The following is a 25,533-nucleotide window of genomic DNA, read 5'->3' on the forward strand; positions in this document are numbered from 1 at the left end:
GACAAGTTATTTTGGGGGGGAGGGTTTGTTTTTCGGGACTAGTCGTATATTTGCGCACTCTTCGGACGGAAGAGCAGCCTTTGCGGAGAGATGGGTGAGTGGCTGAAACCAGTAGTTTGCTAAACTGCCGTAGCTCTAAAGGTTACCGGGGGTTCGAATCCCCCTCTCTCCACTTTGATAATTATGAATGCTGCATTACGAATGCTGAATTGGGCATAACTCACCTCAGAATTCATAATGCAGCATTCATAATTAGTTTTCGGGGTGTAGCGTAGCCCGGTATCGCGCCTGCTTTGGGAGCAGGAGGCCGCAGGTTCGAATCCTGCCACCCCGACTTCACTGTAGCCGCCAGCCCGCCTTTGGGGCAGGCGGCTATTTGTTTTTGACCCCGTAGCTCAGCTGGATAGAGCAGCTGCCTTCTAAGCAGCCGGTCATGTGTTCGAATCACATCGGGGCCACAGTACGCAATGGCAAATGCTCTGATGGCTACCCCGCCATCAGAGCATTTTTGTGTTGATATACTTTCCGGATTAGATTTTTTTGGAAAAGCTTATCTTGGACGTTCAACACGCGGCTTTTTCCTTCCCTTGGGTCCGTTGCCGGGGCGTGCAAAAGCTGGTTTCTCACTTATCTTTTCCTTCCCCCCTCGTTTCTCTTTCCACGAAGAAAATTCTACTTCCCCTTGCCTTATGCTGCGGGCTGGGTTTCTCGGCCCAGGCCCAATGGACGCTCCGGAACACAACCAACCCCTCGACGCCGCCGAGCTATTGCTCCCGGCAGATGCACACCGTCAGCTGGTCCAGGAAAGCGCGCAGGGCGCTACGGTCAACCTGTTCACGCGGACCGCTGATGGGGGCGCAACCTGGTCGTTCAATCCGGTGAATGGCGCGGCCAACTGCCAGGCCGCCAGTGTTCACGCCCTGGATGTCAATACGGCTTTCGTGGCGCAGTTCGGGGCCGCCGGGGGCGGCGAAATCGTGAAAACGGTGAATGGCGGCACCCGCTGGACCAAGTCCACCACCATTTCCCGGTTCGCGGCCCCGGTTGGTTTTGCCAACTGGGTGTATTTCTTCGATGCCAACAACGGGGTGACGCTGGGTGACCCCAATGGCGGCTCATTTGAAGTCTACACCACCAGCAATGGCGGGGGGACCAGGATGCACGTAGCGGCCTCCAATCTGCCGGCCCCGCTGAGTGCGGGTGAATTTGGGCTGGTGGGGTCGTATTGCGCAATTGGCAACACGATCTGGGCCGGTACCATCCACTTGCAGAACCCCGCTGATCAAACAACGGGTATCCCCGTCCGCGTGCTGAAATCTACGGACCGGGGACTGACCTGGACAGCTTCGGCTCCGACGCCTCTGCTGGGTTCGATCAGCAAGGAGAAAGCCGGCCTGTATACGCTGGAGCTACGCACCGAAAGTGGTGTGGTCCGGCAGAAGCTTATAGGTCAATAAGCTGCCGGAGTCATTTGCTTCTTTCTGAAAAAGCTCCTTCCACCCGGAAGGAGCTTTTTTGGGGGTGTCCGTACTCAGGAATAACCAGGGGTGCCTGTTTTTCGAAAAAGGCCATCAAACGCTTCTAAGAGGCCTTTTTTTGGGTTTTGCCGGCTGGCTGGAAACCTCGGAAAGCTGGCAAAAACCGGATAAAATCGGTATCTTTGTCGGTAAGCAAATAAGCTGCAACAAGAGCGTTACTCATGAGCGAACCGAAAGTAAACAAAGCCGACGATCTGTATTCCGCCGATAGTATTCAGGTTCTGGAAGGTCTGGAGGCTGTACGCAAGCGGCCGTCGATGTACATCGGCGATACGGGCGTCAAAGGGCTGCACCACTTAGTGTGGGAAGTGGTCGATAACTCTATCGATGAAGCCCTGGCCGGTCACTGCGACCGGATTGAAGTAACCATCAACGAAAATAACTCCGTCACCGTCCGCGACAATGGCCGCGGTATCCCGGTTGACTTCCACCAGAAAGAGGGGCGCTCGGCCCTGGAAGTGGTGATGACCGTGCTGCACGCCGGCGGCAAATTCGACAAGGATTCCTATAAAGTATCCGGTGGTCTGCACGGCGTGGGCGTAAGCTGCGTGAATGCCCTGAGCAGCGACCTGAAAGTAACCGTGCGCCGCAATGGCCACATGTACGAGCAGGAGTACAAAATCGGGGTGCCGCAGTACGCGGTGAAGGAAATCGGCGACACCGAAGAGCACGGCACCGAGGTGGAATTTCTGCCCGATGCCTCCATCTTCACCGAGTCGGTGTATAAATACGAAACGGTAGCCAACCGGCTGCGGGAGCTGTCGTACCTCAACAAGGGTATCCGCATCACCCTGACGGACCGGCGGGAGAAGGAAGACGACGGTTCTTTTCTGTACGAGGAGTTTTTCTCCCACGGCGGCCTGAGCGAATTCGTGCAGTACCTCGACAGCGGCCGCACGGTGCTGATGCCCGCGCCCATTCACGTGGAAAGCGAGAAAGGCGGCACGCCGGTAGAGGTAGCCCTGCAGTACAACGACTCGTACCAGGAGCACATCTTCAGCTACGTCAACAACATCAACACCATCGAAGGCGGCACCCACGTAGCCGGCTTCCGCTCGGCCCTCACCCGTACGCTGAAGGCCTACGCCGACAAGTCGGGTCTGCTCGAAAAGGCCAAGGTAGAAGTACTCGGCGATGACTTCCGGGAAGGCCTCACCGCCGTTATTTCGGTGAAGGTGCAGGAGCCGCAGTTCGAAGGCCAGACTAAAACCAAGCTCGGCAACTCCGACGTGAGCGGAGCCGTGAATACGGCCGTGGGTGAGATTCTGAACCAGTATCTGCAGGAAAACCCCAAGGAAGCCCGCATCATCGTGGAGAAGGTGATTCTGGCCGCCAAAGCCCGCGTCGCGGCCCGCAAGGCCCGCGAAATGGTGCAGCGTAAATCGGTGCTGGGCTCCAACTCCCTGCCCGGCAAGCTGGCCGACTGCTCCGAGTCGGACCCGGCTATCTGCGAGCTGTACCTGGTCGAAGGCGACTCGGCCGGCGGCACGGCCAAGCAGGGCCGCAACCGGGCGTTCCAGGCTATTCTGCCGCTGCGGGGTAAGATCCTGAACGTGGAGAAGGCGCAGGAGCACCGCATCTACGAAAACGAGGAAATCCGGAACATGATTACGGCCCTCGGCGTGAGCTTCGAAAAGAAGACCGACGAAGATGACGGCAGCACCACCCGCTCGCTGAACGTGGACAAGCTGCGCTACCACAAGATCATCATCATGACCGACGCCGACATCGACGGCTCGCACATCCGGACGCTGATCCTGACGTTCTTCTTCCGCTACATGCGCGAGTTGATCGACAAAGGCTACATCTACATTGCCCTGCCACCGCTTTACCTGGTGAAGCGTGGTAAGGAGGAGCGCTACTGCTGGACCGAAGCGGAACGCATGGCGGCGCAGGAAGAGCTGGGTCGTGGCAAGCCCGAAACGGTGAACGTGCAGCGCTACAAGGGTCTGGGCGAGATGAACGCCGAGCAGCTCTGGACCACCACCATGCAGCCCGACACCCGCTCGCTGAAGCGCGTCGACGTGGAGTCGGGGGCCGAAGCCGACCACCTGTTTGCCATGCTGATGGGGGATGAAGTGCCGCCCCGTCGTGACTTCATTGAGAAAAACGCCAAGTACGCCAAACTGGATGTGTAACGCTCATCCCGGAGCCGGAGCGGAAACGCTGGCCGCTGGTTTGGAGCAGCGGTCATCATTCCGGCGGGTGGGCCTGAACTAGAAAAAAGCTCGCCGCAAGGCGGGCTTTTTTCCATTACTTCCTTTTTTACTTCGTGCTATGCGCCGCACTATTGCTTCCGCATCCGCCTGGGAAAGTATCGTGGGCTACTCCCGGGCCGTGCGGGTGGGCCGCGTAGTGGAAGTGTCGGGGACTACGGCGTCGGGTCCGGATGCCTATGAGCAAACCCGGCAGGTCCTGGAAAAAATGCAGGCCGCTCTGCACCCTGCCGGCGCTACTTTGGCCGATGTGGTACGTACGCGCATGTACGTCGTCACTGACCTTAGCCAGTGGGCAGCCGTGGGGCGGGCGCATGCCGAAGCCTTTGCCGACATCCGGTCCACAACGACCATGGTGCAGGTGGCGGCGCTGATTGATCCGCAGCTGGTGGTCGAAACTGAAGCCCCGGCCATTATTTCACCGCGTGAAAACGCGTAACTGAAGCCGCGGCACGTATATTACCCGGCTTTTACTCTCGCTATGAAACTCTTCAAATCTGCCGACCTTATCCGCAAGAGCAAGTACATCAGCCGCGACCTGAGCTGGATGCGGTTCAACTACCGCGTGCTCGACCAGGCTAAGGATGCGGGCCGTACCCTGTTTGACCGGCTCCGGTTTTTGGCCATCACGTCCTCCAACCTCGACGAATTCTTCATGATTCGGGTGGGCTCGCTCTACAACTATCTGGATTATGGCAAGGAGCGCGTCGACTACTCGGGGCTGCGCGAGCTGCCGTTTCGCCGCAAGCTGCTCGATTTCGCCCACCGCTTCGTCAACGACCAGTCGCTGACCTATATCAATGAGCTCAAGCCCCAGTTTGAGCGCAACGGGTTCAACATCCTGCGGATGGACGATCTGACGGAACTGGAGCTGAAGAAGGCCGAGGGCTACTTTAAGAATACCGTGTTTCCGCTGCTCACGCCCATGGTGTACGATTCCTACCATGGTTTCCCGCTGATGATGAATCAGATGCTGATCTTCGGGGTCGCTACCAATATCGGGACTGAGTCGGGAACCGGGCCGGTGGAGGAGGGCAAAGGGCAGGAGCGGCTCACCTTCGTGCAGATTCCGCAGAACCTGTCGCGCTTTTTCGAGCTCACCCGCAAGGACAAGGTGATGTTTGTGCCCATCGAGGAAATCGTGCGGGCCAATTTGCCCAAGCTGTTCCGCAACGTGGAAATCGTCTCGGCCAACCTGTTCCGCATCACCCGCAACGGCGACTTCACGCTGGAGGAATCCGACGATATCGACTCCGACTTCATCAAGGAAATCCAGGTGGGCCTCAAAACCCGCAAGAAGGGCCGGGTGGTGCGCCTGGAAGTGGAGAAGGATGCTTCGCCCGTAATGATGGCCGTGCTGAAGGAACGCTGGCAGATCGACAACGGCAACGTGTTCGTCATCAACTCGCTGATGGATATGAAGGGCCTGCTGCAGATTCTGAAGCACCCCAACCTGCGCAGCCGCTCCACGCGCCCCCCCGCCACGGTGCCGCCGTTGAGCTTGCCGGAGGGCGCGGAGGAGAATATGTTTGAGTTCCTCAAGCACCACGACGTATTACTGCATCATCCCTACAACAGCATCGAGCCGGTGGTGCGGCTGCTGGAACAGGCCGCCGAGGACCCGCACGTGCTGGGCATCAAGCAGACTATCTACCGCCTGGCCGACGATTCGCGGGTGAGTGCCGCGCTGCTCAAAGCGGCCGAAAACGGCAAGCACGTTTCCGTGCTGTTTGAGGTTAAAGCGCGGTTTGATGAGGAAAAGAACATCCGGGAGGGCGCGCGGCTGGAAAAGGCCGGCTGCTTCGTGATTTACGGCGTCAGCAAGTACAAGACCCACACCAAGCTGCTGATGATCATCCGCAAGGAAGGGGAGAAGGTGACGCGCTACGTACACATCGGCACGGGCAACTACAACGAACAGACCAGCAAGGTATACACCGATGTGAGCCTGCTCACGACCAACGACGTGTACGGCCACGACGTGTCGGAATTCTTCAACGTCATCACCGGCCACTCCCAGCCCGACGAATACGAGTACCTGATTACGGCGCCCAAGGATATGCGTCAGCAACTCATCCAGCTGATTCGGGAGGAAGTGCGCAATGCCAAGAAGGGCCTGCCCAGTGGTATTGTAATGAAGATGAACTCCCTGGAAGACAAAGAGCTCATCGATGAGTTTTATAAGGCGTCCAGGGCCGGCGTGCCGGTGCGCTTCATCGTCCGGGGTATCTGCTGCCTGCGGCCGGGGCGGGTGGGGCTGAGTGAGAACATCGAAGTGCGCAGCGTGGTCGGCGACTTTCTGGAGCACGCCCGGTTGTTCTACTTCCACCAGGCCGGCGACCCGAAGCTGTACGCCGGCTCGGCCGACATTATGGTGCGCTCCTTCGACCGGCGCATTGAGGCCCTGTTTCTCATTGTCAACCCCCAGCTCAAGCGGGAGGCCATCAGCATCCTGATGCTGAACCTGCTCGACAACCAGAACTCGTACCAGATGCGCGAAGACGGGGCCTACGTCCGCTGCCAGCCCAGCCCGGATGAGCCCGTAGTGAACGTGCACCGCGACTTCTACCGCCGCGACGAGGAGCGAATGGCGGCGGCTACCCCCGTAGGGCTGCTGCACCTCATGTTTCAGCAGGCCCGCCACCAGCTGGCGGCAGCTGCCCGGAAATCTGATGAGGCCACGGCGCTGGAAGTCTGCCCGGAACCTGCGGACGAAGAGGATGAAATCGACGAAACTGTTTCCGACGACATCAAGGACGTCGCCCTGATGGAAGGCGAGGCCGACGCGGAGGACGGCTTCGCCAACGCGTAGGTCGTTGTTGATTGTTGGTTTTTGGTTTTTGGTTATTGGTTATTGGTTTATCGTTGTTGGTTTTTGGCTGTTGGCTGTTGGCTGTTGGTTTTCGGCTGTCATCCTGAGCTTGCGAAGGACCTTCCTCTTTCTGCACTGCCAACGTAGTTCACAGTACCAAGTCCTTTACCATCGCCTGGTAAAGGACTTGGTACTGTGAATCAAACCGCGTAGGAAATAAGAGGAAGGTCCTTCGCAAGCTCAGGATGACAGCCGAGAACCAATAACGAACAGCCAAAAACCAACCACCAAAAACCAACCACCAACCTACTCCATTTCCGCCGAGCGGCTGGGGACCGAGGCTACCGGCGTGATGCCGGAATGGTCGGCATGGGGCCGGATTTCCTCGAAGTGGGTTTCGAACAGGGTTTGCAGCATCCCGTCTTTCAGGCCGATGTCGGGCACGATCATCTGGCTGATGTTGGCCCACTCCATGGCCGAAAGGTAGATGTGGCCGGCGGGAATAATCACGTCGGCGCGGTCGGGGTTGAGCATGGCTACGTTCACCCGCTCGTCCATGGTCATCTTGGTCAGGTTGGCGAGCACAGTGGCCATGCGCCGGCGCGTCACGGGCTTGTCGAGCGAGGACTGGGCCAGGCTGTAGAGCTTGTTGATGTTGCCGCCGGTGCCGATAGCCCGGGTGACGTGGTACTTGCGGCCGTTTTCCGTCACCCATTCCTGCATCCGCTCCCACAGTCCGTTCTGGGCCCCGGTGGTCTGCATCCCGCTTTCTTCCTGCTGCATCCGCCGGATCGACCCGATTTCAAACGACTGCGACGCGACCTTGTGCCGGTCGTGGTAGATGTTGAACTCGGTGCTGCCCCCGCCGACGTCGATATGCAGGTAGTGCTTCTTGTCTTCGAGCAGGTGTTCGATGACGCGGTTGATATAGGCCGCTTCGGCCTGGCCATCAATTACCTGAATGGTCATGCCCAGCTCCCGCTGGATGCGGGCGGCTACTTCGGGGCCATTGGTGGCCGTGCGCATGGCCGAAGTAGCGCAGATCAGGTAGTGGTTTGGGGCCACGTCGTGCACTTCCATCAGCAGCTTGAGGGCGTGCAGGAACTTGATAAACTTGTCCTGCTTTTTTTCCGAGATGGTGCCCGTGGCGAATACGTCTTCGCCCAGTCGCAGCGGGTAGCGCACGTATTCCACCCGCTTCAGCCGGTACCGGTCGCCGTAGTGGAGAACTGCTGAAATCTGGCAACGCACGGCGTTGGAGCCAATATCGATAGCGGCCAGTTTCAGCAGGGGATACTCCATCAGGAAGGGGAAATAAAAAAAGGAAGCCAAAGATAGCCGTTTGCAGCAACCAGACTAGCTTTTTTCAAATTTCCCCGCCTCCTGCCAACCACGAGCGTCCCACGCCGTCGGGTAAGAGGCGTGCTGAAGGTGCGGGCCGATTCGCAGCTCAGCTGCTCAAGCGTAACTGGCACTCGGCACCGCCGAGCGGCGGCGGCATAGATGCTGAAGGTGCCGGCAGGATATAGAGCCGCGACCCTTTGCGTCGCGTCGCTCGCGCCTTCCCAACGATTGTCGTTCAACGCCGAGAGGCGCAGTATCGTGGCTCTATTGGTCAATGCGGAAGCCCACGCCGAACTGGATCAGGCCATTCTCCGGCGACTTCTGGTAGGACACCGACAACGCCAGCTGATCCGAGACCGGGGCGATGAAGAAGCCCGCGCCGTAGCCGTCGTGCCAGCCGCCGGGGGAGTTGCCTTTGAAGTACACCCGGCCCCGGTCGTAGAAGCCGAATACACCGTAGGAGAAGGGCAGGAAGGAGGTTTGCACCCGGCCCAAGGCCAGCCGGATTTCCGTGTTCAGGTACAGGCTGGCGTCGCCGCTGAAGCGGTTGCGGTAGTAGCCGCGCAGGTTTTCGCGCTGCCCCAGGCTGGTGAATTTGTAAAACGGAATTTCGTCGTTGTCGCCGTAGTTTCTGGCCCCGCCGCCTTTCACGACCAGCGTCACAGGCACCAGCAGGCGGGCCGTGCCGTAGTATTCGGCGAAGCCCTGGGTGAGGCCGAAGTTCCCCTTGGTGCGGTTGAGCTGGTGGTACGTGTCGTGCTGGGCCAGCAGGCGCACCCCGCGGCGGGCAAAGAGCTTCCGGTCGCGCAGGTCGAGGTCGAGCAGGGCATTCAGGCCCACCAGGCGCTGGAACGCGGTGTTGGGCCGCACCACGTCGGCCGGCTGCGGAGTGGTTTGCAGCTGGCCCAGCAGGCTGGTGCCGGCGAAGCTGCTGGTGTACTGCTCGTAAGCGGGACCGAAGCGGAGCCGGCTGCGCTGGAAGAAGACGTGCTCGGTGAAGGCATTGAAGGTGTAGCCTTTGTAGCGGGCCGTGTAGTAGCCGTTATCGAATTGCGTCTCGTCTTTTGCGGTGTTGTTGCCCAGCCCGAAGAAGTTGTAGAAGGGAAAGAAGTTGCCGTACTCGGTGCGGGCCCCAATGTCCCAGGTGCCGATGGCGTGGCGCTGACGCATGTTCAGGGCCACCTGGAAGTTGCCGTTGGAAGAGCCCCGCACGTCGATGCCGTACAGGTTTTTGTAGTCCGGCTTGCGGAAGCCCTGGCGTACGATATCGAAGCCCGCCCCGATGCCGAAGCCGTCGTTGCGGTTGTAGATGAGCGTGGCCCGCGGGTTGTAGCCGTCGTACTCGAACGCCTCCCGGTCGTAGTGGTTCACGGTCAGCTTATCAGACGTATGGTTATCGGTTTCCCTGCTTGGCTTCAGCTCCGTGTCTGTGACGTCGTAGATTTTAGTTTTGGTGCGCAGCCCCGATACGCTCGATTCGTCGGTTATTTTATCCTTGCCGTCGCCACCGATAATGCGGACCAGTACGCTTTTAGGGGCCGTACCCGTCACGGTAAATACGTCCTTGCCATCGAGGCCGTAAATGGCCACCTCGTCGGTTTCCCGGTGCTTGAAGGTGCGGTCGAACAGCGGTTCACCGCTAGGCACGTCGCCGTCCTTGCCTTTGTCGAACATACGCACCCGCACGTTGCCGTCGGGCTGGCGGTCTACCTGGAACACCTCGGCCTTATTGGAGCCTACCACGTCCACCCGCCTGGCCAGCATGAGGTAATACTCATCCAGGGCCTTGGGCAGCTCCTGAATCCGGTCTTTTAGCTTGCGGTTGAGGTCCTGCCCGGAAATAGGCTGGATTTCCTTCGGTAGCTCGGCCGTGGCCTGGTCGATGGCAGCAGGGGTGATGCGCTGTTGCAGGTAACGGCCTGCTTCCTGCCACTGCTCCCGGGTGAGAGAAGTGAGCAGGAACCGGTCGAGGTGGCGGGCGGGCCAGTTCAGACTTTCCATGTCGTGAAACTCACTCTGGAAATCCTCAATGCTGGGCACGGCCCACTCGCGGTTGGCAGTATAGGTGAGCAGGCCGTTCCAGAGAGTGAAGCTCTGGTCCCGGTCGCGGGGAATGGGACGGAATACGGTGGTTTTGCCCTGCTTAAAGCCGGCCCACTTCCAGTTGTCCTCGTGCTTGCCGAAATCGGCCACCAGCATGTCGAAGGCCCGGGCCTTAGCCAGCGCCGGGGCGTCGATGCGGTTGTCGTGGTCCTTGTAGAGCTGGCGGAAAAAGCTGAACGAGCGGCGCACTTCGTCGGCCCCGCCGAAGCCGGGCAGGTTGGGCTTGGGGTCGCCGGGCCGGTCTTCGAGGGTGCCGAACAGGCCGGCGTACTTTTCGCGGTAGGGCCCCAGCGTGTTGTTGTCGGGCAGCACGAACAGGCGGGGCCGGGCGTGCAGAATATCGGTCCGGTCGAGCAGGGAGCCAGCAACCAGGGCCGAGTAGGGGTGGGCTGTGGGCGTGATGTCGCGCAGCACGTCAGCGGCCACGGAGTTGCGCAGCTCGGGCGGCAGAATCTTGGTCACGTCCTTATCCACGGAGCGGAACACGTACTCGGAGGAGTCGGCGGCAATAATCTTGACCGACGTGGTCTGCCGGCCGCCGCCCTTGCCGAAGATGCGCAGCCCGCCCTTTTCGGTGGCCAGGTCCAGGGTTTTGGCTGCCACCGGCTGGGTCCAGGAAGTGCGATAGCCCGGCCCCAGAAAAAACCGCTTGCCCGGCCCGGCCTTGTACTGCGGCCCCGGCGCCAGGGTCACGGTGGGCTGAGAGGCCGCATCCGGCCTGGGCGCCGCTACGCCCTTCACTGCCGTCGGGCACTCCGGAATAAAGAAGTTCACCGGCACGTTGGGCAGGCGCGGCTCGGTGCAGGCCGACTGGAACAGCGTGGCGCTGTAAGCTTCTCCGGCAGTAGTGCCGGCTTTGTCGAAGGTGTAAAAAAGGGCCTTCACGGTACCGTCGGCGTAGTAGTCGAGGCGGGAGTAGCCTTTCTGCGCCGCGTTATACATCGACTGGCCTTTGGCGCCCACGTGGTCTTTTTCCGTGAAGCTGCCGGCTACCAGGTGGTAGTTGTCTTCGAAGCGGGTAAGCTGCAGGCTGTAGTCGTGGGCGGCGGCGTATACTACGCCGGGATGTTCCTGGAGCGTGTTCAGCATTTCCCGGCGCAGCTCCTGGTAGGCGGGGTTGGCCAGGTCGCGGGGCAGGCCCACGTTCTGGCGGTAGGCCGAATACAGGGTGCCAAATACCGGCAGCGGCACGCCATTCTCGAAGGGAAACAGCTGGCGGCTCAGCGGCATCCGGCCCCCGTACACGCCGTTGCTGATAACGGGCTGGTGACCCACAAGCAGCACGTTTTTGCCCTTCGTGTCGTCGAGTACGTCCTGGAGCTGCTCCCGAAACTCCTCCTTAGTCATGGTTTTACACTCCGTATCGGGCGCTTCGGGCCGGTCGTAGGGGTGCGTCCACCAGGGGGAGTTGATAGCCACGAGGCGCACGTTGGGGGCTAGGTCCACGATTTCGGGACCGGGGCAGCCGCCGGTGGGCAGGAAGGCGTTCTGGCCGGGGAGCTTCTGCTCGATGTATTCTTCCAGGCGCTTCACCCGCTTCAGCCCATCGGGGCCGGAATTGTCCCAGTCCTTGTCGCCGGGCAGGAAGTAGATGCGGCCGTTGGGCAGGCCCTGCACCAGACCGAGGAGCTGGTCGATGCGGGCGGTGGTACTGGCTTCGGGCTCTTTTTGGAGGCCGGTATTGGCGGCAATATCCCCCAGATGAACTACGGTAAACGGGCCCCGGTGCTGCTCCAGCTGTTGCCGTAAAACGCGCAAATGCGCTTGCGGCAGCTCTTTTTCTGCGGTATTGCCGAGTAGATAGACGGCGTGGGTCGCGGTAGAGGATTGAGCATAGAGGGCAGGGGCAAGTGCGGTAAGCAGCGCTGCCAGGAGCAGCCGGTAAGTTTTTCGCATAGAAGGGAAGCGGGACGGAGGATTGAAATCCCCCTTACGCAGGAAATCCAGCCGGGGTGCATAAGGTCAGCGGGCTACCGCGGTTTGACGCGAAAAAAGCCGCTGCACCGTCAGGAGCAGCGCGCAGGGCAGCGCCACCCAGATGGCTTCGCTCTGCAGCACCCGCCACACCGTCGAACCCACGAACTGCCGGATGCCAGTGGGCGAAGCCTCAATCGGGTTGAAGCCGAAAAAGTAGCGCTCCAGCCTGAACGGGCTGAAAAATGCTACCCCCAGTCCGCCAGTGGTCATGGCATCGAGCACCCCGTGCGAGGCCGTGGCCAGGAATACCAGCACCCACAGCCGGCCCGGCGGCGGCCCGGCCTGACGGTGGAAAAGCCGGACCAGCGCAACGCTAGCGGAAGCAACCATAGCCGCCGCGAACAGCGAATGCGTCAGGCCCCGGTGCCCCCACAGGCTGGCGTAAGGCACCTGAAACCGGAAGCCCACCACGTCAATATCGGGCAGGAAGGCGCAGGCAGCGGCCAGCAGCCAATAGCGCAGGTACCGTGGGTCGGGCAGCAGCAGCTTGCCCAGCGTGACGCCCAGCGCCACGTGTCCGAAAATAGAGGCCATGCGCTTACAGCTGGCGCCTTAGCTCGGCCGCCACGCGGGGCACGCCCGTGCTGGCTGGCTCGGTGATGAAGTGCCGGTTGCGCCGGGCCGTAAGCGGGGGCTGGTGGGGGTCAATAATGTAAACAGGACAGTGAGCGGGCGCATACTGTACCAGCCCCGCCGCCGGGTACACCTGCAACGAGGTGCCCACTACCATAAAGATGTCGGCCGTGGCGGCTTCTTCCATGGCCCGCTCCATCAGCGGCACCTGCTCCCCGAACCACACGATGTTGGGCCGCAGCTGGTGGCCTTTCTCGCACCGGTCGCCCAGGTGAATGGTGTCGCCGGTCATGGGGTAGATCAGGTCCTCGTGCCGGGTGCTGCGCGACTCAAACAGCTTACCGTGCAGGTGCAGCACGTGGCGGGAGCCGGCCCGCTCGTGCAGGTCGTCCACGTTCTGGGTGATGATGACCACTTCAAACTCCTGCTCCAGGGCCACCAGGGCCCGGTGGCCGGCGTTGGGCTGGGCGGCCCGGGCGGCGGCGCGGCGCTGGTTGTAGAAGTCGAGCACCAGCGCCGGGTTGCGGGCCCAGCCTTCGGGCGAGGCTACGTCTTCCACCCGATGTCCTTCCCAGAGGCCGTCGGAGCCGCGGAAGGTGGCCAGGCCGCTTTCGGCGCTGATGCCCGCGCCGGTGAGGGCAACCAGTTTCTTTTTCATGAGCATTATTTAACAACGACGGTTCCCGCAGAGGAGCGCAGAGGTTTACGCAGAGGACGCTGAGGGTGGACGGCCGCAAAGTAGCCAGCCGGCCGCAATTCTAGAAGCGCTTCAGCTCATCATTTCTGAACGTCCACTCGGGGGTGCCGAAGCGGGTTTCCTGCGGGTTTACCGCAAACCAGGCCCCCAGCCCCGCGTCGCCCCACACGTTGCGCAGCACGTGCATCTGCTGGGCGGGCATATAGCTCTGAGCCAGCAGCACGTAGCGGCGGCCGGTAGCCAACTGCTCGGCTACATCCAGCACGATAACGGCATGGCCGGGCGAGCCGCCGCGAATCAGCACGTCGCCGGGCTGCACGTCCGTCAGCGGCACCGCCGACAGCTCCCGGGCCAGCGACAGGGTACCGGCGTAGGTGAAAATCTGGTCGAGGTAGCGGCGGAATACGGCGTGGGTGGGCGGCTCGGCCGGGCGTGGGGCCGGCAGTACCTGGTCGCCGCTCACCCGGAAGCCCTGCCCACCGGCCCAGTCGGCAAACCGGACATCGTCGCCGCTGGTCAGGTGGAAATGCACCCGCGTCGGGTCCTGCCCAAACTGGTACTCCCCCCGCAGGCGGATGACGGCGTCGGCGCACTGCTGCAAATCCCGGGTGCCGACGTCAATGTCGAGCACGGCGGCATGCACATCCTGCGGGTCTTTCAACTGGCCATTGTGGAGCCGCACGGCCGTACCCGCGGGTAGCAGCGGCAGATACCGCAGCCAGTGCCCAAACGAGCCCGGGGCCACCGCCACCCGCCGGCATCCGCGCGGGGGCGCAAACCGGGCGGCCACGCTGTGCTTTCTATCATAGGTGCCGGCCGGGAGCCAGGCGTAGCGGTTGGGCTCCACCGTACCGGTTTGAATGGAAACAGCTACTGGGGCCGTGGTGAGCTGGTCGGCTTCAGTGGGGCTGCTGGTGCAGGTAGTGAGCATTGCTAGGGCAGCCCCGGCGTAATATCGCATGAATAACGTGGTAAAGGGTAGCGGACCGGATAGCGTACTAACGAGCCCTTCCAGGTTAAATTTCAAGCTGACCAGGTTAAATACCGGTCAACTGAACGAGTACAAAAAAGGTCCTGATTTTGAAATCAGGACCTTTTGAGGAATGAGTCGTTAGCTCTACTTGGCTTTTACCGCCGGCTTCTTCGCCGTGGTGGCAGGAGCTTTTTTCGCCGCCGGTTTTTTGGCGGCGGTTTTTTTGGCCGCCGGCTTTTTCTTGGCGGGCTTATCGGCCGCTTCTTCAGCCGCCGGGGCAGCTTTCTTGGCGAAGCGGCCACCCTTGGCGGGCTTGTCCGGGGTGGCGTCGCCCAGCTCGATGCAGCGGGCCAGCGTGAGGTCGGCGGGCTCTTCGCCCTTGGGAATCTTCACGTTCTTCTTGCCCACCACGATGTAGGGCCCGAAGCGCCCGTTCAGCACCTGAATGTCCTCCCGCTCGGGGAAGCTCTTGATCAGCCGCTCGGCGTCGGTTTTGCGCTTGGTTTCAATCAAGGTCACCCCCTCGTCGGCCGTAATGGTGTGCGGGTCCTGCTCCTTGGTGAGGGAGTAGAACTTGCTGTCGTGGCGGATGTAGGGCCCGAAGCGGCCCAGGGAAGCCGTCATGTCCTTGTCCTCGAACTGGCCCACGATGCGCGGCAGCTTGAACAGGTCCAGGGCTTCTTCCAGGGTGATGTTCTCGATGAACTGCCCTTTGCGCAGGCTGGCGTACACCGCTTTTTCATCTTCCGGGGCGCCCTCTTTCGGCTCAATCTGCACGTAGGGGCCATAGCGGCCCAGGCGGGCGGTCAGCTTCTGCCCCGTTTCGGGGTGCAGCCCGATTTCGCGGGTGCTGCCCAACGTGCTGCGCTCAATGTCCTGCCCCCGCTCGATGGTTTCGTGGAAGGCCCCGTAGAAGTCGCCCAGCATCTTGCCCCACTGCTCCTGGCCGTTGGCAATCAGGTCAAACTCGCCTTCGACCTTGGCCGTGAACTGGTAGTCGATGATAATGGGGAAGTGTTCCACCAGAAAATCATTGACTACCATGGCCGTATCGGTCGGGAAGAGCTTGGCTTTGTCGGCGCCGTAGGTTTCGGTTTTGGCCTCTACGTTCACCGTGTTGCCGTCCAGCGTCAGCACGTGGAACTTGCGCTCCTTGCCTTCGCGGGTGTCCTTTTCCACGTAGCCGCGCTTCTGAATCGTGCTGATGGTAGGAGCGTAGGTAGAAGGCCGGCCGATGCCCATTTCCTCCAGCTTTTTCACCAGCGAAGCTTCGGTGTAGCGCGCTGCCGGCGAGGCAAACCGCTCCGTGGCTTTCAGACTCTGTAAAGGCAGCTCCTGCTGCAGGCTCAGCGGCGGCAGTCCCCGCGAAAACGACGATTCGGGGCTGGCTTCCTCATCCAGCGTTTCCTCATCCTTCGACTCGCTGTAGGCTTTCAGAAAGCCCTCGAACGTGATGACCTCCCCGCTGGCCGTCAGATTGGTACCGGGCTGGGTGCTGATACCGATAGTAGCCACCGTGCGCTCAATGGTGGCGTCGGCCATCTGCGAGGCCATAGCCCGCTTGCGGACCAGGTCATAGAGGCGCTGCTCCTGCGAGTCGGACCCGGCTTTGAGCAGGGCAAAGTCGGTGGGGCGGATGGCTTCGTGGGCTTCCTGGGCCGAGGCCGACTTGGTTTTGAAGTGGCGGGTGTGGGCGTACTCGGGGCCGTAGGCGCTGCTGATTTCGGCCTTCGCCGCCGCCAGCGCGTCCTGGCTCAGATTCACCGAGTCGGTCCGCATGTAGCTGATCTTACCGGCTTCGTAAAGCTTCTGGGCCACGCTCATGGTCTGGGCCACCGAGAAGCCCAGCTTGCGCGAGGCTTCCTGCTGGAGCGTGGAAGTGGTGAAGGGCGGCGCGGGGCTGCGCTTGCCGGGCTTCTTCTCCAGGTCCTCAATCTTATAGGTCGCGCCGATGCAGCGCGCCAGAAACTCCTGGGCCTCGGCCTGGATTTTGAAGCGCGTCGGCAGCTCCGCTTCGAGCACGGCACCGCGGCCGGCGTCGAAACGGGCCGTGATGCGGTAGGCGGAAGAGGATTTATGCTGGTTGATTTCCCGCTCCCGCTCCACCACGAAGCGCACGGCTACGCTTTGCACGCGGCCGGCGGAAAGGCCGGTCTTCACCTTTTTCCACAGCACCGGGCTCAGCTCGAAGCCAACCAGCCGGTCCAGTACCCGGCGGGCCTGCTGGGCATTTACCAGGTTCAGGTCGATTTCCCGGGGGTTGTCGATGGCATTGAGAATGGCGTTCTTGGTGATTTCGCGGAACACGATGCGCCGGGTTTTGGCGCTGTTCAGGTTCAGCGTTTCGGCCAGGTGCCAGGAAATGGCCTCGCCCTCGCGGTCGTCGTCACTCGCCAGCCATACGATTTCGGCTTCCTTGGCGAGTTTCTTGAGCTGGGAAATGATTTCCCGCTTGTCGGGCGACACCACGTAGGTGGGCTTGAAGCCATTGGCAATATCAATGGCATTGTTGTCCTTCGGCAAGTCGCGGACGTGGCCGAAACTGGACTTCACGATGAAGTCCTTACCCAAATACCCTTCAATGGTTTTGGCTTTGGCCGGGGACTCGACGATGACTAGATTTTTTACCATAAGAGGTACGGAAGGGCAGAGGATGAGTGGGTTTGGGTAGGAAACGCCCGAAGCAAAGCAAAAGTTGAATTTTGCCGCAAAGATGCTGCAATAATCCGGCGTAACCACGCAACGGCTTGTAATTAGCCCCTTGGCTGGTGGTCTGGTTCCCGGTGCGGACCGGCTTATTTTGTTGCCCTGAACCCGCCAAGTGCTTTATAATATGATACTTGGCAAAGTATTTTCCTATTTGCAAACTCATGGGGGGGGAAAGGCCGTATTTATTACCTTTGTAAGTCTGAGGGCCGCTGCGTGGCGGTTTCTGGTTTACAGCACGCCCTTCTTTTCCCAGGCTTCGCAATCCATCCTTTCGTATGGCTTCAGGTAAGACTACCAAGATTACTACCACTCCGGAAACCGACGCTCCCGAGTCATTTACTGCCGCCCTGCCCACGCCGTCGGCTGCCTACGATAAAGGCCAGGTGTTGCGGCCGGCCGGGGCCCGGACCAGCTCCGATATAACCCGGAAGCGGGGGAGTGGCCGCGGCTCGGAGGACAGCCAGGAAGCCGATTACGTCAACGACCAGCTTAACCGGGTGCTCTACGCCCTCGACGCCTTTAAGAAGGGCGACGTATCGGTGCGCCTGACCAAGCAGAACGACGACATCTTCGCCGAAATCGCCGAAGCCTACAACTCGATGGTAGAGATGATCGGCGGCGTAGGTGGCGAGGTGTCGCGCATCTCGAAGGTGGCCGGAGTAGAAGGCAACCTGAAAGCGCGGGCCTCGGCCGAAAATGCCTCGGGCTTCTGGCGCGACATGATCAACAATATCAACGGCCTGGTCGATAGCATCGCCGTACCGGTGTTGGAAGTAGGCAAAGTACTCAAGAACATCAGCAAAGGAAACCTGGACGAAACCTTCCAGATTCCGGTGTCGGGGGACTTCAAGGTGATGGCCGAAACCATCAACAAGACGATTGACAACCTGAACCTGTTTGCCGGGGAAGTAACCCGCGTGGCCCAGGAAGTAGGTACGGAGGGGAAACTGGGCGGCCAGGCCTCGGTACCCAACGTGGGCGGGGTATGGAAACAGCTCACCGACAACGTAAATACCATGGCCCTGAACCTGACCTCGCAGGTACGGGACATTGCCAACGTCGCCACGGCCGTAGCCAAAGGCGACCTGAGCCAGAAAGTTACCGTCGATGTAAAGGGGGAGCTGCTGCAGCTCAAGCAGAACCTGAACCAGATGGTGGACTCGCTGAACCTGTTCGCGGGCGAAGTAACCCGGGTGGCCCAGGAAGTAGGCACCGAAGGCAAGCTCGGCGGCCAGGCCTCCGTGCCCAACGTGGCCGGCGTGTGGAAGGAGCTGACCGACAACGTAAACTACATGGCCTCCAACCTGACCAGTCAGGTGCGCGACATTGCCAACGTAGCTACCGCCGTGGCCAAAGGCGACTTGTCGCAGAAGATTACGGTTGACGTTAAAGGGGAGCTGCTCTTGCTTAAGCAGAACCTGAACCAGATGGTGGACTCGCTGAACCTGTTCGCGGGCGAAGTGACCCGGGTGGCCCAGGAAGTAGGCACCGAAGGCAAGCTCGGCGGCCAGGCCTCCGTACCCAGCGTAGCCGGCGTGTGGAAGGAGCTGACCGACAACGTAAACTACATGGCCTCCAACCTGACGCTGCAGGTACGGGACATTGCCAACGTAGCTACCGCCGTAGCCCGCGGCGACCTGAGCCAGAAAATCACCGTCGATGTAAAGGGGGAGCTGCTGCAGCTCAAGCAGAACCTGAACCAGATGGTGGACTCGCTGAACCTGTTCGCGGGCGAAGTGACCCGGGTGGCCCAGGAAGTAGGCACCGAAGGCAAGCTCGGCGGCCAGGCCTCCGTGCCCAACGTGGCCGGCGTGTGGAAGGAGCTGACCGACAACGTAAACTACATGGCCTCCAACCTGACCAGTCAGGTGCGCGACATTGCCAACGTAGCTACCGCCGTGGCCCGGGGTGACCTGAGCCAGAAGATGACGGTAAACGTGAAGGGCGAAATCCTGGAGCTCAAGAACATCCTCAACCAGATGGTAGACTCGCTCAACATCTTCGGTGACGAAGTAACCCGGGTAGCCCGTGAGGTAGGCACCGAAGGCAAGCTCGGCGGCCAGGCCAACGTGCCCCGCGTGGGGGGGACCTGGAAGGAGCTGACGGACAACGTAAATACGATGGCCTCGAACCTGACGCTTCAGGTACGGGACATTGCCGCCGTAGCTACCGCGGTAGCCAAGGGTGACCTGACCCAGAAGATGACGGTGAGCGTGAACGGCGAGATTCTCGACCTGAAGAACATCCTGAATCAGATGGTGGACTCGCTCAACATCTTCGCCGGGGAAGTAACCCGGGTGGCTCGCGAAGTAGGTACGGAAGGGATTCTGGGCGGTCAGGCCAACGTGCCGAGCGTGTCGGGAACCTGGAAAGACCTGACCGACAACGTAAACACCATGGCCTCGAACCTGACCTCGCAGGTACGGGACATTGCCAACGTGGCTACCGCCGTAGCCAGAGGTGACCTGAGCCAGAAAGTAACGGTAAACGTGCGCGGGGAGCTGCTCCAGCTCAAGGAAAACCTGAACCAGATGGTGGACTCGCTGAACACGTTCGGCGACGAAGTAACCCGGGTGGCCCGCGAAGTAGGCACCGAGGGCAAGCTGGGCGGTCAGGCCGTGGTGCCGAACGTGCGCGGAACCTGGAAGGACCTTACCGACAACGTAAACACCATGGCGGCCTCCCTGACCTCGCAGGTACGGGACATTGCCAACGTAACCACCGCCGTAGCCCGCGGCGACCTGAGCCAGAAGGTATCGGTTGACGTGAAAGGCGAGCTGCTCGACCTGAAGGACAACATCAACCGGATGGTGGATTCGCTGAACATCTTCGCCGGCGAAGTAACCCGCGTGGCCCAGGAAGTAGGTACCGAAGGTCGTCTCGGCGGCCAGGCCAACGTGCCCAACGTGAGCGGGGTCTGGAAAGACCTCACCGACAACGTAAACACGATGGCCGCCAACCTCACCACGCAGGTGCGGGGCATCGTGAAAGTAGTAACCGGGGTATCGAAAGGTGACCTGACCCAGAAGCTGAAGCTGGAGGCCAAAGGCGAAGTAGCCGAGCTGGCCGACACCATCAACCGCATGGTGGACGACCTGAACCGCCTCGCCCTGGAAGTAAGCCGGGTAGCGAAAGTAGCCGGGGTAGAAGGCAAGCTGACCGAGCGCGCCACGGTCGGCGGCGTATCGGGCTCGTGGAAGGAAATCGTGGACACGCTCAACGACCTGATCGAATCCATTGCCTCGCCGGTACTCGAAGTATCGCGCGTGGTACGCGCCATCTCGGAAGGTGATCTGACTCAGAAAGTTGAAATCCAGACCGCCGGCGACATTCTGGCGATGTCCAACGCGTTGAACATCGCCGTGGACAACCTCAACGAGCTGCTCGGCGAAATCAACGAGTCGTCGCAGTTCGTGGGCGAGTCGTCGGAGGAAATGGCGGCCAAGGGCCAGGAGATGAGCCGGGTTACGGTAGACGTGGCGCTGGCCATGCAGCAGATGGCCGAAGGCGCCCAGAACCAGGCATTGAAAACCGACCAGGCCTTCAAGCTGATTGAGGAAATCATGCAGGCCACCAAGGAAACGGCCGGTAAGGCCGACGTGGTGAACAAAGCGGCCATCCTGGGGGAGCAAACTTCCCAGCTCGGTCTGAAAACCGTAGCCGAAGTGGTAAAGAACATGGAGGAAATCTCCAACGCCGCCACCCAGACCTCGCGCACCATCGAAGTACTGAGCACCCGCTCGCAGGAAATCAGCAAGTCGCTGGGCGTAATCACCGACATTGCCTCGCAGACCAACCTGCTGGCGCTGAACGCCGCCATCGAAGCCGCCCGCGCCGGGGAAGCCGGCCGTGGTTTCGCCGTAGTAGCCGAGGAGATTCGCAAGCTGGCCGAAGGCTCCCGCAAGTCGGCCTCCGAAATTGCCACCCTGGTAGAAGACGTTAAGAAAGATACGACCTCGGCCGCCACCGCTATTTCGACCATGGAAGGCCGGGTACTGAAAGGCAAGAACGCCACGTTCGAAGCTTCCAGCGCCTTTAAAAACATTGCCACCAGCAGCGGCGAAACGCTGCGCACGTCCCGCGACATTCTCACGGCCACCGAGGTCCAGAAGACCTCCATTGGCGACGTGGTAAAATACGTGGAAGAAGTGGTAGCCATTGCCGAGCAGACGGCCTCCGGCACTCAGCAGGTCGCCAGTACCGCCAAGCAGCTGTCGACCTCGATGCAGGAGCTGACCACTTCGAGCCAGAACCTGACCGACATTGCCGATGATCTGCAGTTGGGGCTGTCGGCCTTCCAGCTGGCGGAGGAGATGCTGCCCGAGCCCGAGCCCGAGCCCGAGCGCCGGGGGGCTTTGCGCCGCATGAGCAGCCAGCGGGCCGCCCAGCCGGCCCCGGCAACGACCCCGGAGCGTACTCCGCGCCGGACTTTAGACCGTAAGGGAGTGGCTGACGGACGTAGCGGTACTGCCCAGCGTTCAGCTCCGGCCGCCAATAAAGTCAGTGCCCGGCAGCGTCCGACTCCAGCGCCGGCGACGCCGGCCCGGCCGGCCAATGGCCAGTCGGCGTCCGCTGAGCGCCGCACTGCCCGCCGGGCAGCTGCCGTTAAGGCAGCGGAACCGACGGCTCCGGTCAACGGTAAGGCGGTGCCCAAAGCCCGGGCGAAGAACAAAGCCAAATAACTCATTCGCAAATTCCCGGTGAGCAGGCTGCCGCCTGATAGTGCGGTGGCCTGCTTCCCCAACCTTATTGGGCATGCCTGACATAGAACCGACCAACGAGAAAAAGGTAGTCAAACAGGATAAGCTGGTCCAGCTCATCGTGTTCCGGCTCGGCGACGAGGAGTATGGAATTCGCATCGAGCAGGTGAAGGAAGTGACCGTTACGCCGGATATTGCCCGGATGCCCAAGACCCCTTCCTTCGTTAAAGGTATTGCCAACCTGCGGGGCGACATCATTGCCATCATCGACCTGGAAGAGCGCTTCAAGCTGCGCTCGGCTACCACGCCCCTCACCGGCGTGAGCTACACGCTGGCGGTAGAAGCCAAGGACTACACCATCGGCATCGTGGTGCGTGAGGTGCCCCAGCCGCTGTCCATTCCGGTTTCCATCATCGAGAAAGCACCGGAGTTCATCCAGGATATCAACATTCACGATAAATACATTGAGGGCATCGCCAAGGTAGACGAGCGGATTATCATCGTGCTCGACATGCTTAAGCTGCTCTCGCCGGAGGAAATCATGCAGCTCCAGCCGAAAACAGAATCTTCACCTGCTCCGGCCCGTACAAAGGGCTGATTCGCGCGCAGTCGCTCTCCGTTTCCTCTTTTCGCTTCACTGAACCAAACCGTATGAAAAACCGCATTCTCATCGTAGACGACTCGTTCTACATGCGCACGATGCTTAAGAATATGCTTACCGATGCCGGCTACGAAGTAGTTGGGGAGGCTGCCAACGGACAGCAGGCGCTGGAAATGGCCGCGGCTACCAAGCCCGATCTGATTACCCTGGACGTTATTCTGCCTGACAACACGGGCCTCGATGTTCTGAAGGGCATCCGTCAGGAGCAGCCCGACGTGAAGGTGGTGATGTGCAGCGCCGTGGGGCAGGAAATCATTGTGAACGAAGCCCTCGAAAGCGGGGCTACCGCTTACATCGTGAAGCCGTTTTCGGAAGAGAAGGTCCTCGAAATCGTGGGCAGCGCGTTACAGAGCGCTGATACCGGTTCCACCGAAGACTAACTATTCGCCTGGCCCGGCCATGACTCCTGGTTCAGGCTGAAGCTTTGATTTCAGCGCGTATTCCCCACTCAGTGTACGATCTTTCTGCTCCATTCACCCTCTTGCTCGGCGACTTGCCCACCCTGGTGCGCATGGAGCTGACCAAGCTGTTGCATGCCGAGCCCGACTTGCGGGTGGTGGGCTCGGCGGTTGGTTCCGAGGAGTTGGTAAGTCAGGCCCGCCGTCTTCGGCCGGGACTGATACTAGCGGCCGAAAACCAGCTGCGGGGTCTGGAGCAACTGGCGCAACGGCATGCTGTGCCCATACTGCTCTACAGCAACACGGCGCCCTTGGCTGGTATGCTGAATGAAACCGCGCGCTGGGGCGTGTATGACCATATCCTCCCTTTGCTGGGCCGCCAGCACCCTGGTTTCAGTAGCTACCGGCAGGACCTGCTGCGCAAGATTCGTTCTGCTCGGGTGTCCGGGGCTATAGTTTCAGCCGGTCCAGCAACTACCCGCCTGCCTACCGTGCCTATGCCGCCCAACCGCGTGATAGTTATTGGGGGCTCAACCGGCGGGTCTAAAGCCGTCGAAACTCTGATCCGCTCCCTGGGTGCGATGCCCTATACCACCATTATGGTAGCTGTTCACCTGCCGGCCTCTTTCACCGATTCCTTCGTGGAGCGTCTGCGGCGGGCTTCGGCTATGCCGGTGATGGCCGGTATACCCGGCGCCCTACTGGCGGCGGGAACGATTGTCGTGGCCCCGGGCGGACAAAACATGGTTATCCGACCCGTGGCGAAAGGGGCCTGGCTTACCTGGCAAACGGACGTCAGCCCGGAAGCTGGCCCGACCCCCGACGAACCTTCCATCGACTTGCTTATGCGGTCAGTGGCACGGGAGTTTGGGCGCAACACTATTGGCGTAGTGCTCACGGGGCTGGGCACCGACGGCACGCTTGGGGCACGCAGTATCCGTCAGGCCGGAGGGCTCGTGCTGACGCAGAACGAAGCTTCGGCGGCCGTATTCAGTATGCCGAAGTCGGTGATTAAGGCCGGGCTGGCCAATGCGGCCCTATCCCTGCCGGAGCTGGCCGAGTACCTGAACCGCGCCGCAGTAGTGAGTCGTACTCTCCGGACCGGGGCCACTACGTCCTTCTCCCAACCCGCCGCACGATGAAGTCACGGGAGCAGGAGTACCGCGAGATGTTCATGGCCGAGGCCCTGGAATATTACGATGCCATGAGCCGGTACATCAGCGAGCTGGAAAAAGACCCGACCGATGAAAAAGCCCTGAATGAGCTATTCCGGTTTATGCACAACCTGAAGGCCAACGCCCTGGCCATGGGCTATGCCGACATTGGCGAGGTGGCGCACCGGATGGAAACCATTTTCGGGCTGATTCGCAGCAAGGAACGGGCTTTTGAGGGCTCGTTGGTGCCGGTGCTGTTTACCGGCGTCGACACGCTGGGCCTGATGATCCGGGCCGTGGGCGACGGGGAGGAAACGGCCAATGCTGACCTGCTGCTAGCCAACCTGGAGCGACTGGTAGAGGGCGAAGAACCCATTCTGGAAGAAGACCTGAGCAATACCGACGAGGACGCCACGCGCAAGCTGGAGCTGTCGGATCTGGTCTACATTCAGATCAAAAAGCTCGATCATCTGCTCAACCTGGTAGGAGAGCTGATTATTGACCGGGACCGGATTCTGACCCTCAGCCAGGAGATAGGGAACCCGGCCCTGCAAAGTACGGCGGCTCACCTGTTCCGTATTGCCGACGATCTGCAATACAGTGTGATGGATGCCCGGCTGGTAAACGTGGGCTCCCTGTTCAACAAGTTTCCCCGCGTGGTGCGCGACGTGGCCACGGCTGAGGGCAAGGACGTCGAACTGCTCATTGCCGGGCAGGACATCCAGATCGACCGTAACATCCTGCAGATCATTACCGATGCGCTGCTGCACCTCGTGCGCAATGCTATTGGCCACGGAATTGAAACGCCGGCCGCGCGTGTGCAGGCGGGGAAGCCGGAGCAGGGCCACCTTACGCTCTCCGCCCAGACTGAACGCGACGACGTGCTGATTCAGGTGATTGATGACGGCCGGGGTATTGACGTGGAAAGCGTGCGTAAGAAAGCCGTGGAGCGCGGACTGGTCACGGCCAGCACGGCACGCGGCCTCGACGATGATGCGGTGCGGGCCTTCCTGTTTGAGCCGGGCTTCTCCATGGCCAAGGAAGTAACCGATATTTCCGGCCGCGGGGTGGGCCTCGACGTAGTGAAGCTGGCCATTGATTCGCTGGGTGGGCAGCTGCGCGTCGATTCAGTACTGGGTCAGGGAACCACGTTCGCGCTGGTGCTGCCTACTTCTATTGCCGTAAAAGGCGCGTTGCTGTTTGAGTTGGCCGACCGCAGTTACGCCATTCCGCTCATGCACACTGATTCGGTGGTATCGTTGTGGCCCGAGGAGATGCACATCGTCGGCGGCGTGCTGCTGGCCCGGGTGCTGAGCGAAAATATTCCGGTCATCAACCTCCACAATTTACTGCACAGCGCCGAGGAGGGCCCGCTGCCGACGGCTTCCAAAGCCAGCCTCGTGGGACGGCAGGACATCATCATCGTAAACTACAACGGCCGCAAGCTGGGCCTCATCGTCGACCGTTTTCTGCGCCAGCAGGACATTGTCATCAAGCCCATGAGCAAGCCGCTGGATATGATTGACCTGTTTGGTGGCGTCACGCTGCTGGGCAGCGGCCAGGTGTGTCTGGTGCTCGATGTGCCGGCGCTGACGCGCCTGTTTCTAGCCAGGCGACCCTAACAACACGTATTGCAGACACCGGGTGACCTTATAGTAGTTCATCCCACTCAACTGAC

General features: G+C 60.7%; 15 protein-coding genes and 3 tRNA genes. 12 read left to right on the top strand and 6 right to left on the bottom strand.

What is annotated here, in order from left to right; translation table 11 throughout:
- Window positions 1–84: 84 nt before the first annotated feature.
- From ABD833_RS02435 to ppk1, 7 genes are all read left to right on the top strand, one after another.
- Window positions 85–172 (top strand) — tRNA-Ser (locus ABD833_RS02435).
- Between the two features lie 88 nt (window positions 173–260).
- Window positions 261–334: transfer RNA gene (locus tag ABD833_RS02440), tRNA-Pro, on the top strand.
- Window positions 335–384: 50 nt separating this feature from the next.
- Window positions 385–458, top strand: a tRNA-Arg gene (locus ABD833_RS02445).
- A 264-nt stretch (window positions 459–722) separates the two neighbouring features.
- Window positions 723–1,457 carry a beta propeller repeat protein gene (locus tag ABD833_RS02450; protein WP_345070742.1) on the top strand — a complete coding sequence of 245 codons (735 nt, stop codon included), beginning with the start codon at window positions 723–725 and terminating at the stop codon, window positions 1,455–1,457.
- Window positions 1,458–1,699: 242 nt separating this feature from the next.
- Complete coding sequence (gene gyrB / locus ABD833_RS02455; protein WP_345070743.1) at window positions 1,700–3,676, top strand: DNA topoisomerase (ATP-hydrolyzing) subunit B; 1,977 nt, start codon at window positions 1,700–1,702, stop codon at window positions 3,674–3,676.
- 139 nt (window positions 3,677–3,815) lie between these two features.
- A complete protein-coding gene (locus ABD833_RS02460) occupies window positions 3,816–4,193 on the top strand; it encodes a RidA family protein (protein ID WP_345070744.1) in 378 nt (125 codons plus the stop codon).
- Between the two features lie 42 nt (window positions 4,194–4,235).
- Window positions 4,236–6,566 (top strand): polyphosphate kinase 1, encoded by a 2,331-nt coding sequence (gene ppk1 / locus ABD833_RS02465; protein ID WP_345070746.1) that lies wholly within the window; start codon window positions 4,236–4,238, stop codon window positions 6,564–6,566.
- A 306-nt stretch (window positions 6,567–6,872) separates the two neighbouring features.
- On the opposite strand, the gene ABD833_RS02470 is transcribed toward ppk1, so the two are convergent.
- The 6 genes from ABD833_RS02470 to topA form a co-directional block, all read right to left on the bottom strand.
- On the bottom strand, window positions 6,873–7,898 hold the full coding sequence (locus tag ABD833_RS02470) for a Ppx/GppA phosphatase family protein (protein WP_345070747.1): 1,026 nt from the start codon (window positions 7,896–7,898) through the stop codon (window positions 6,873–6,875).
- Window positions 7,899–8,174: 276 nt separating this feature from the next.
- Complete coding sequence (locus tag ABD833_RS02475; RefSeq protein WP_345070749.1) at window positions 8,175–11,909, bottom strand: BamA/TamA family outer membrane protein; 3,735 nt, start codon at window positions 11,907–11,909, stop codon at window positions 8,175–8,177.
- A gap of 66 nt (window positions 11,910–11,975) precedes the next feature.
- The gene (locus ABD833_RS02480; protein WP_345070750.1) at window positions 11,976–12,524 is read right to left on the bottom strand and encodes a metal-dependent hydrolase; all 549 of its coding nucleotides are present in this window, start codon (window positions 12,522–12,524) and stop codon (window positions 11,976–11,978) included.
- 4 nt (window positions 12,525–12,528) lie between these two features.
- Window positions 12,529–13,227 carry an SIR2 family NAD-dependent protein deacylase gene (locus ABD833_RS02485; protein WP_345070751.1) on the bottom strand — a complete coding sequence of 233 codons (699 nt, stop codon included), beginning with the start codon at window positions 13,225–13,227 and terminating at the stop codon, window positions 12,529–12,531.
- Window positions 13,228–13,321: 94 nt separating this feature from the next.
- Window positions 13,322–14,191, bottom strand: a complete 870-nt coding sequence (locus ABD833_RS02490) for a DUF4846 domain-containing protein (RefSeq protein ID WP_345070753.1) — start codon at window positions 14,189–14,191, stop codon at window positions 13,322–13,324.
- 186 nt (window positions 14,192–14,377) lie between these two features.
- Complete coding sequence (gene topA / locus ABD833_RS02495) at window positions 14,378–16,864, bottom strand: type I DNA topoisomerase (RefSeq protein WP_345070755.1); 2,487 nt, start codon at window positions 16,862–16,864, stop codon at window positions 14,378–14,380.
- Window positions 16,865–17,217: 353 nt separating this feature from the next.
- On the opposite strand from topA, the gene ABD833_RS02500 reads away from it, so the two are divergent.
- From ABD833_RS02500 to ABD833_RS02520, 5 genes are all read left to right on the top strand, one after another.
- Window positions 17,218–21,624, top strand: a complete 4,407-nt coding sequence (locus ABD833_RS02500; RefSeq protein WP_345070756.1) for a HAMP domain-containing protein — start codon at window positions 17,218–17,220, stop codon at window positions 21,622–21,624.
- A 73-nt stretch (window positions 21,625–21,697) separates the two neighbouring features.
- Window positions 21,698–22,240 (top strand): chemotaxis protein CheW, encoded by a 543-nt coding sequence (locus ABD833_RS02505; RefSeq protein ID WP_345070757.1) that lies wholly within the window; start codon window positions 21,698–21,700, stop codon window positions 22,238–22,240.
- A 53-nt stretch (window positions 22,241–22,293) separates the two neighbouring features.
- On the top strand, window positions 22,294–22,683 hold the full coding sequence (locus tag ABD833_RS02510) for a response regulator (RefSeq protein WP_345070758.1): 390 nt from the start codon (window positions 22,294–22,296) through the stop codon (window positions 22,681–22,683).
- 71 nt (window positions 22,684–22,754) lie between these two features.
- Entirely contained in the window at window positions 22,755–23,843 is a 1,089-nt protein-coding gene (locus tag ABD833_RS02515) for a chemotaxis protein CheB (RefSeq protein WP_345070759.1), read from the top strand.
- Entirely contained in the window at window positions 23,840–25,477 is a 1,638-nt protein-coding gene (locus ABD833_RS02520) for a chemotaxis protein CheA (protein ID WP_345070760.1), read from the top strand. The genes ABD833_RS02515 and ABD833_RS02520 overlap by 4 nt, the downstream gene beginning before the upstream one ends.
- The last annotated feature ends 56 nt before the right edge of the window (window positions 25,478–25,533 follow it).

The organism is Hymenobacter fastidiosus (genome assembly GCF_039539565.1).
Classification (GTDB): domain Bacteria; phylum Bacteroidota; class Bacteroidia; order Cytophagales; family Hymenobacteraceae; genus Hymenobacter; species Hymenobacter fastidiosus.

Excerpts from the sequence above, each read along its gene's own strand:
- gyrB (WP_345070743.1), top strand. The coding sequence starts at position 1,700 with ATGAGCGAACCGAAAGTAAACAAAGCCGACGATCTGTATTCCGCCGAT.
- ABD833_RS02460 (WP_345070744.1), top strand. The coding sequence starts at position 3,816 with ATGCGCCGCACTATTGCTTCCGCATCCGCCTGGGAAAGTATCGTGGGC.
- ABD833_RS02505 (WP_345070757.1), top strand. The coding sequence starts at position 21,698 with ATGCCTGACATAGAACCGACCAACGAGAAAAAGGTAGTCAAACAGGAT.
- ABD833_RS02450 (WP_345070742.1), top strand. The coding sequence starts at position 723 with ATGGACGCTCCGGAACACAACCAACCCCTCGACGCCGCCGAGCTATTG.
- ABD833_RS02510 (WP_345070758.1), top strand. The coding sequence starts at position 22,294 with ATGAAAAACCGCATTCTCATCGTAGACGACTCGTTCTACATGCGCACG.
- ABD833_RS02520 (WP_345070760.1), top strand. The coding sequence starts at position 23,840 with ATGAAGTCACGGGAGCAGGAGTACCGCGAGATGTTCATGGCCGAGGCC.
- ppk1 (WP_345070746.1), top strand. The coding sequence starts at position 4,236 with ATGAAACTCTTCAAATCTGCCGACCTTATCCGCAAGAGCAAGTACATC.
- ABD833_RS02485 (WP_345070751.1), bottom strand. The coding sequence starts at position 13,227 with ATGCTCATGAAAAAGAAACTGGTTGCCCTCACCGGCGCGGGCATCAGC.
- ABD833_RS02475 (WP_345070749.1), bottom strand. The coding sequence starts at position 11,909 with ATGCGAAAAACTTACCGGCTGCTCCTGGCAGCGCTGCTTACCGCACTT.
- ABD833_RS02500 (WP_345070756.1), top strand. The coding sequence starts at position 17,218 with ATGGCTTCAGGTAAGACTACCAAGATTACTACCACTCCGGAAACCGAC.
- ABD833_RS02490 (WP_345070753.1), bottom strand. The coding sequence starts at position 14,191 with ATGCTCACTACCTGCACCAGCAGCCCCACTGAAGCCGACCAGCTCACC.
- ABD833_RS02480 (WP_345070750.1), bottom strand. The coding sequence starts at position 12,524 with ATGGCCTCTATTTTCGGACACGTGGCGCTGGGCGTCACGCTGGGCAAG.
- topA (WP_345070755.1), bottom strand. The coding sequence starts at position 16,864 with ATGGTAAAAAATCTAGTCATCGTCGAGTCCCCGGCCAAAGCCAAAACC.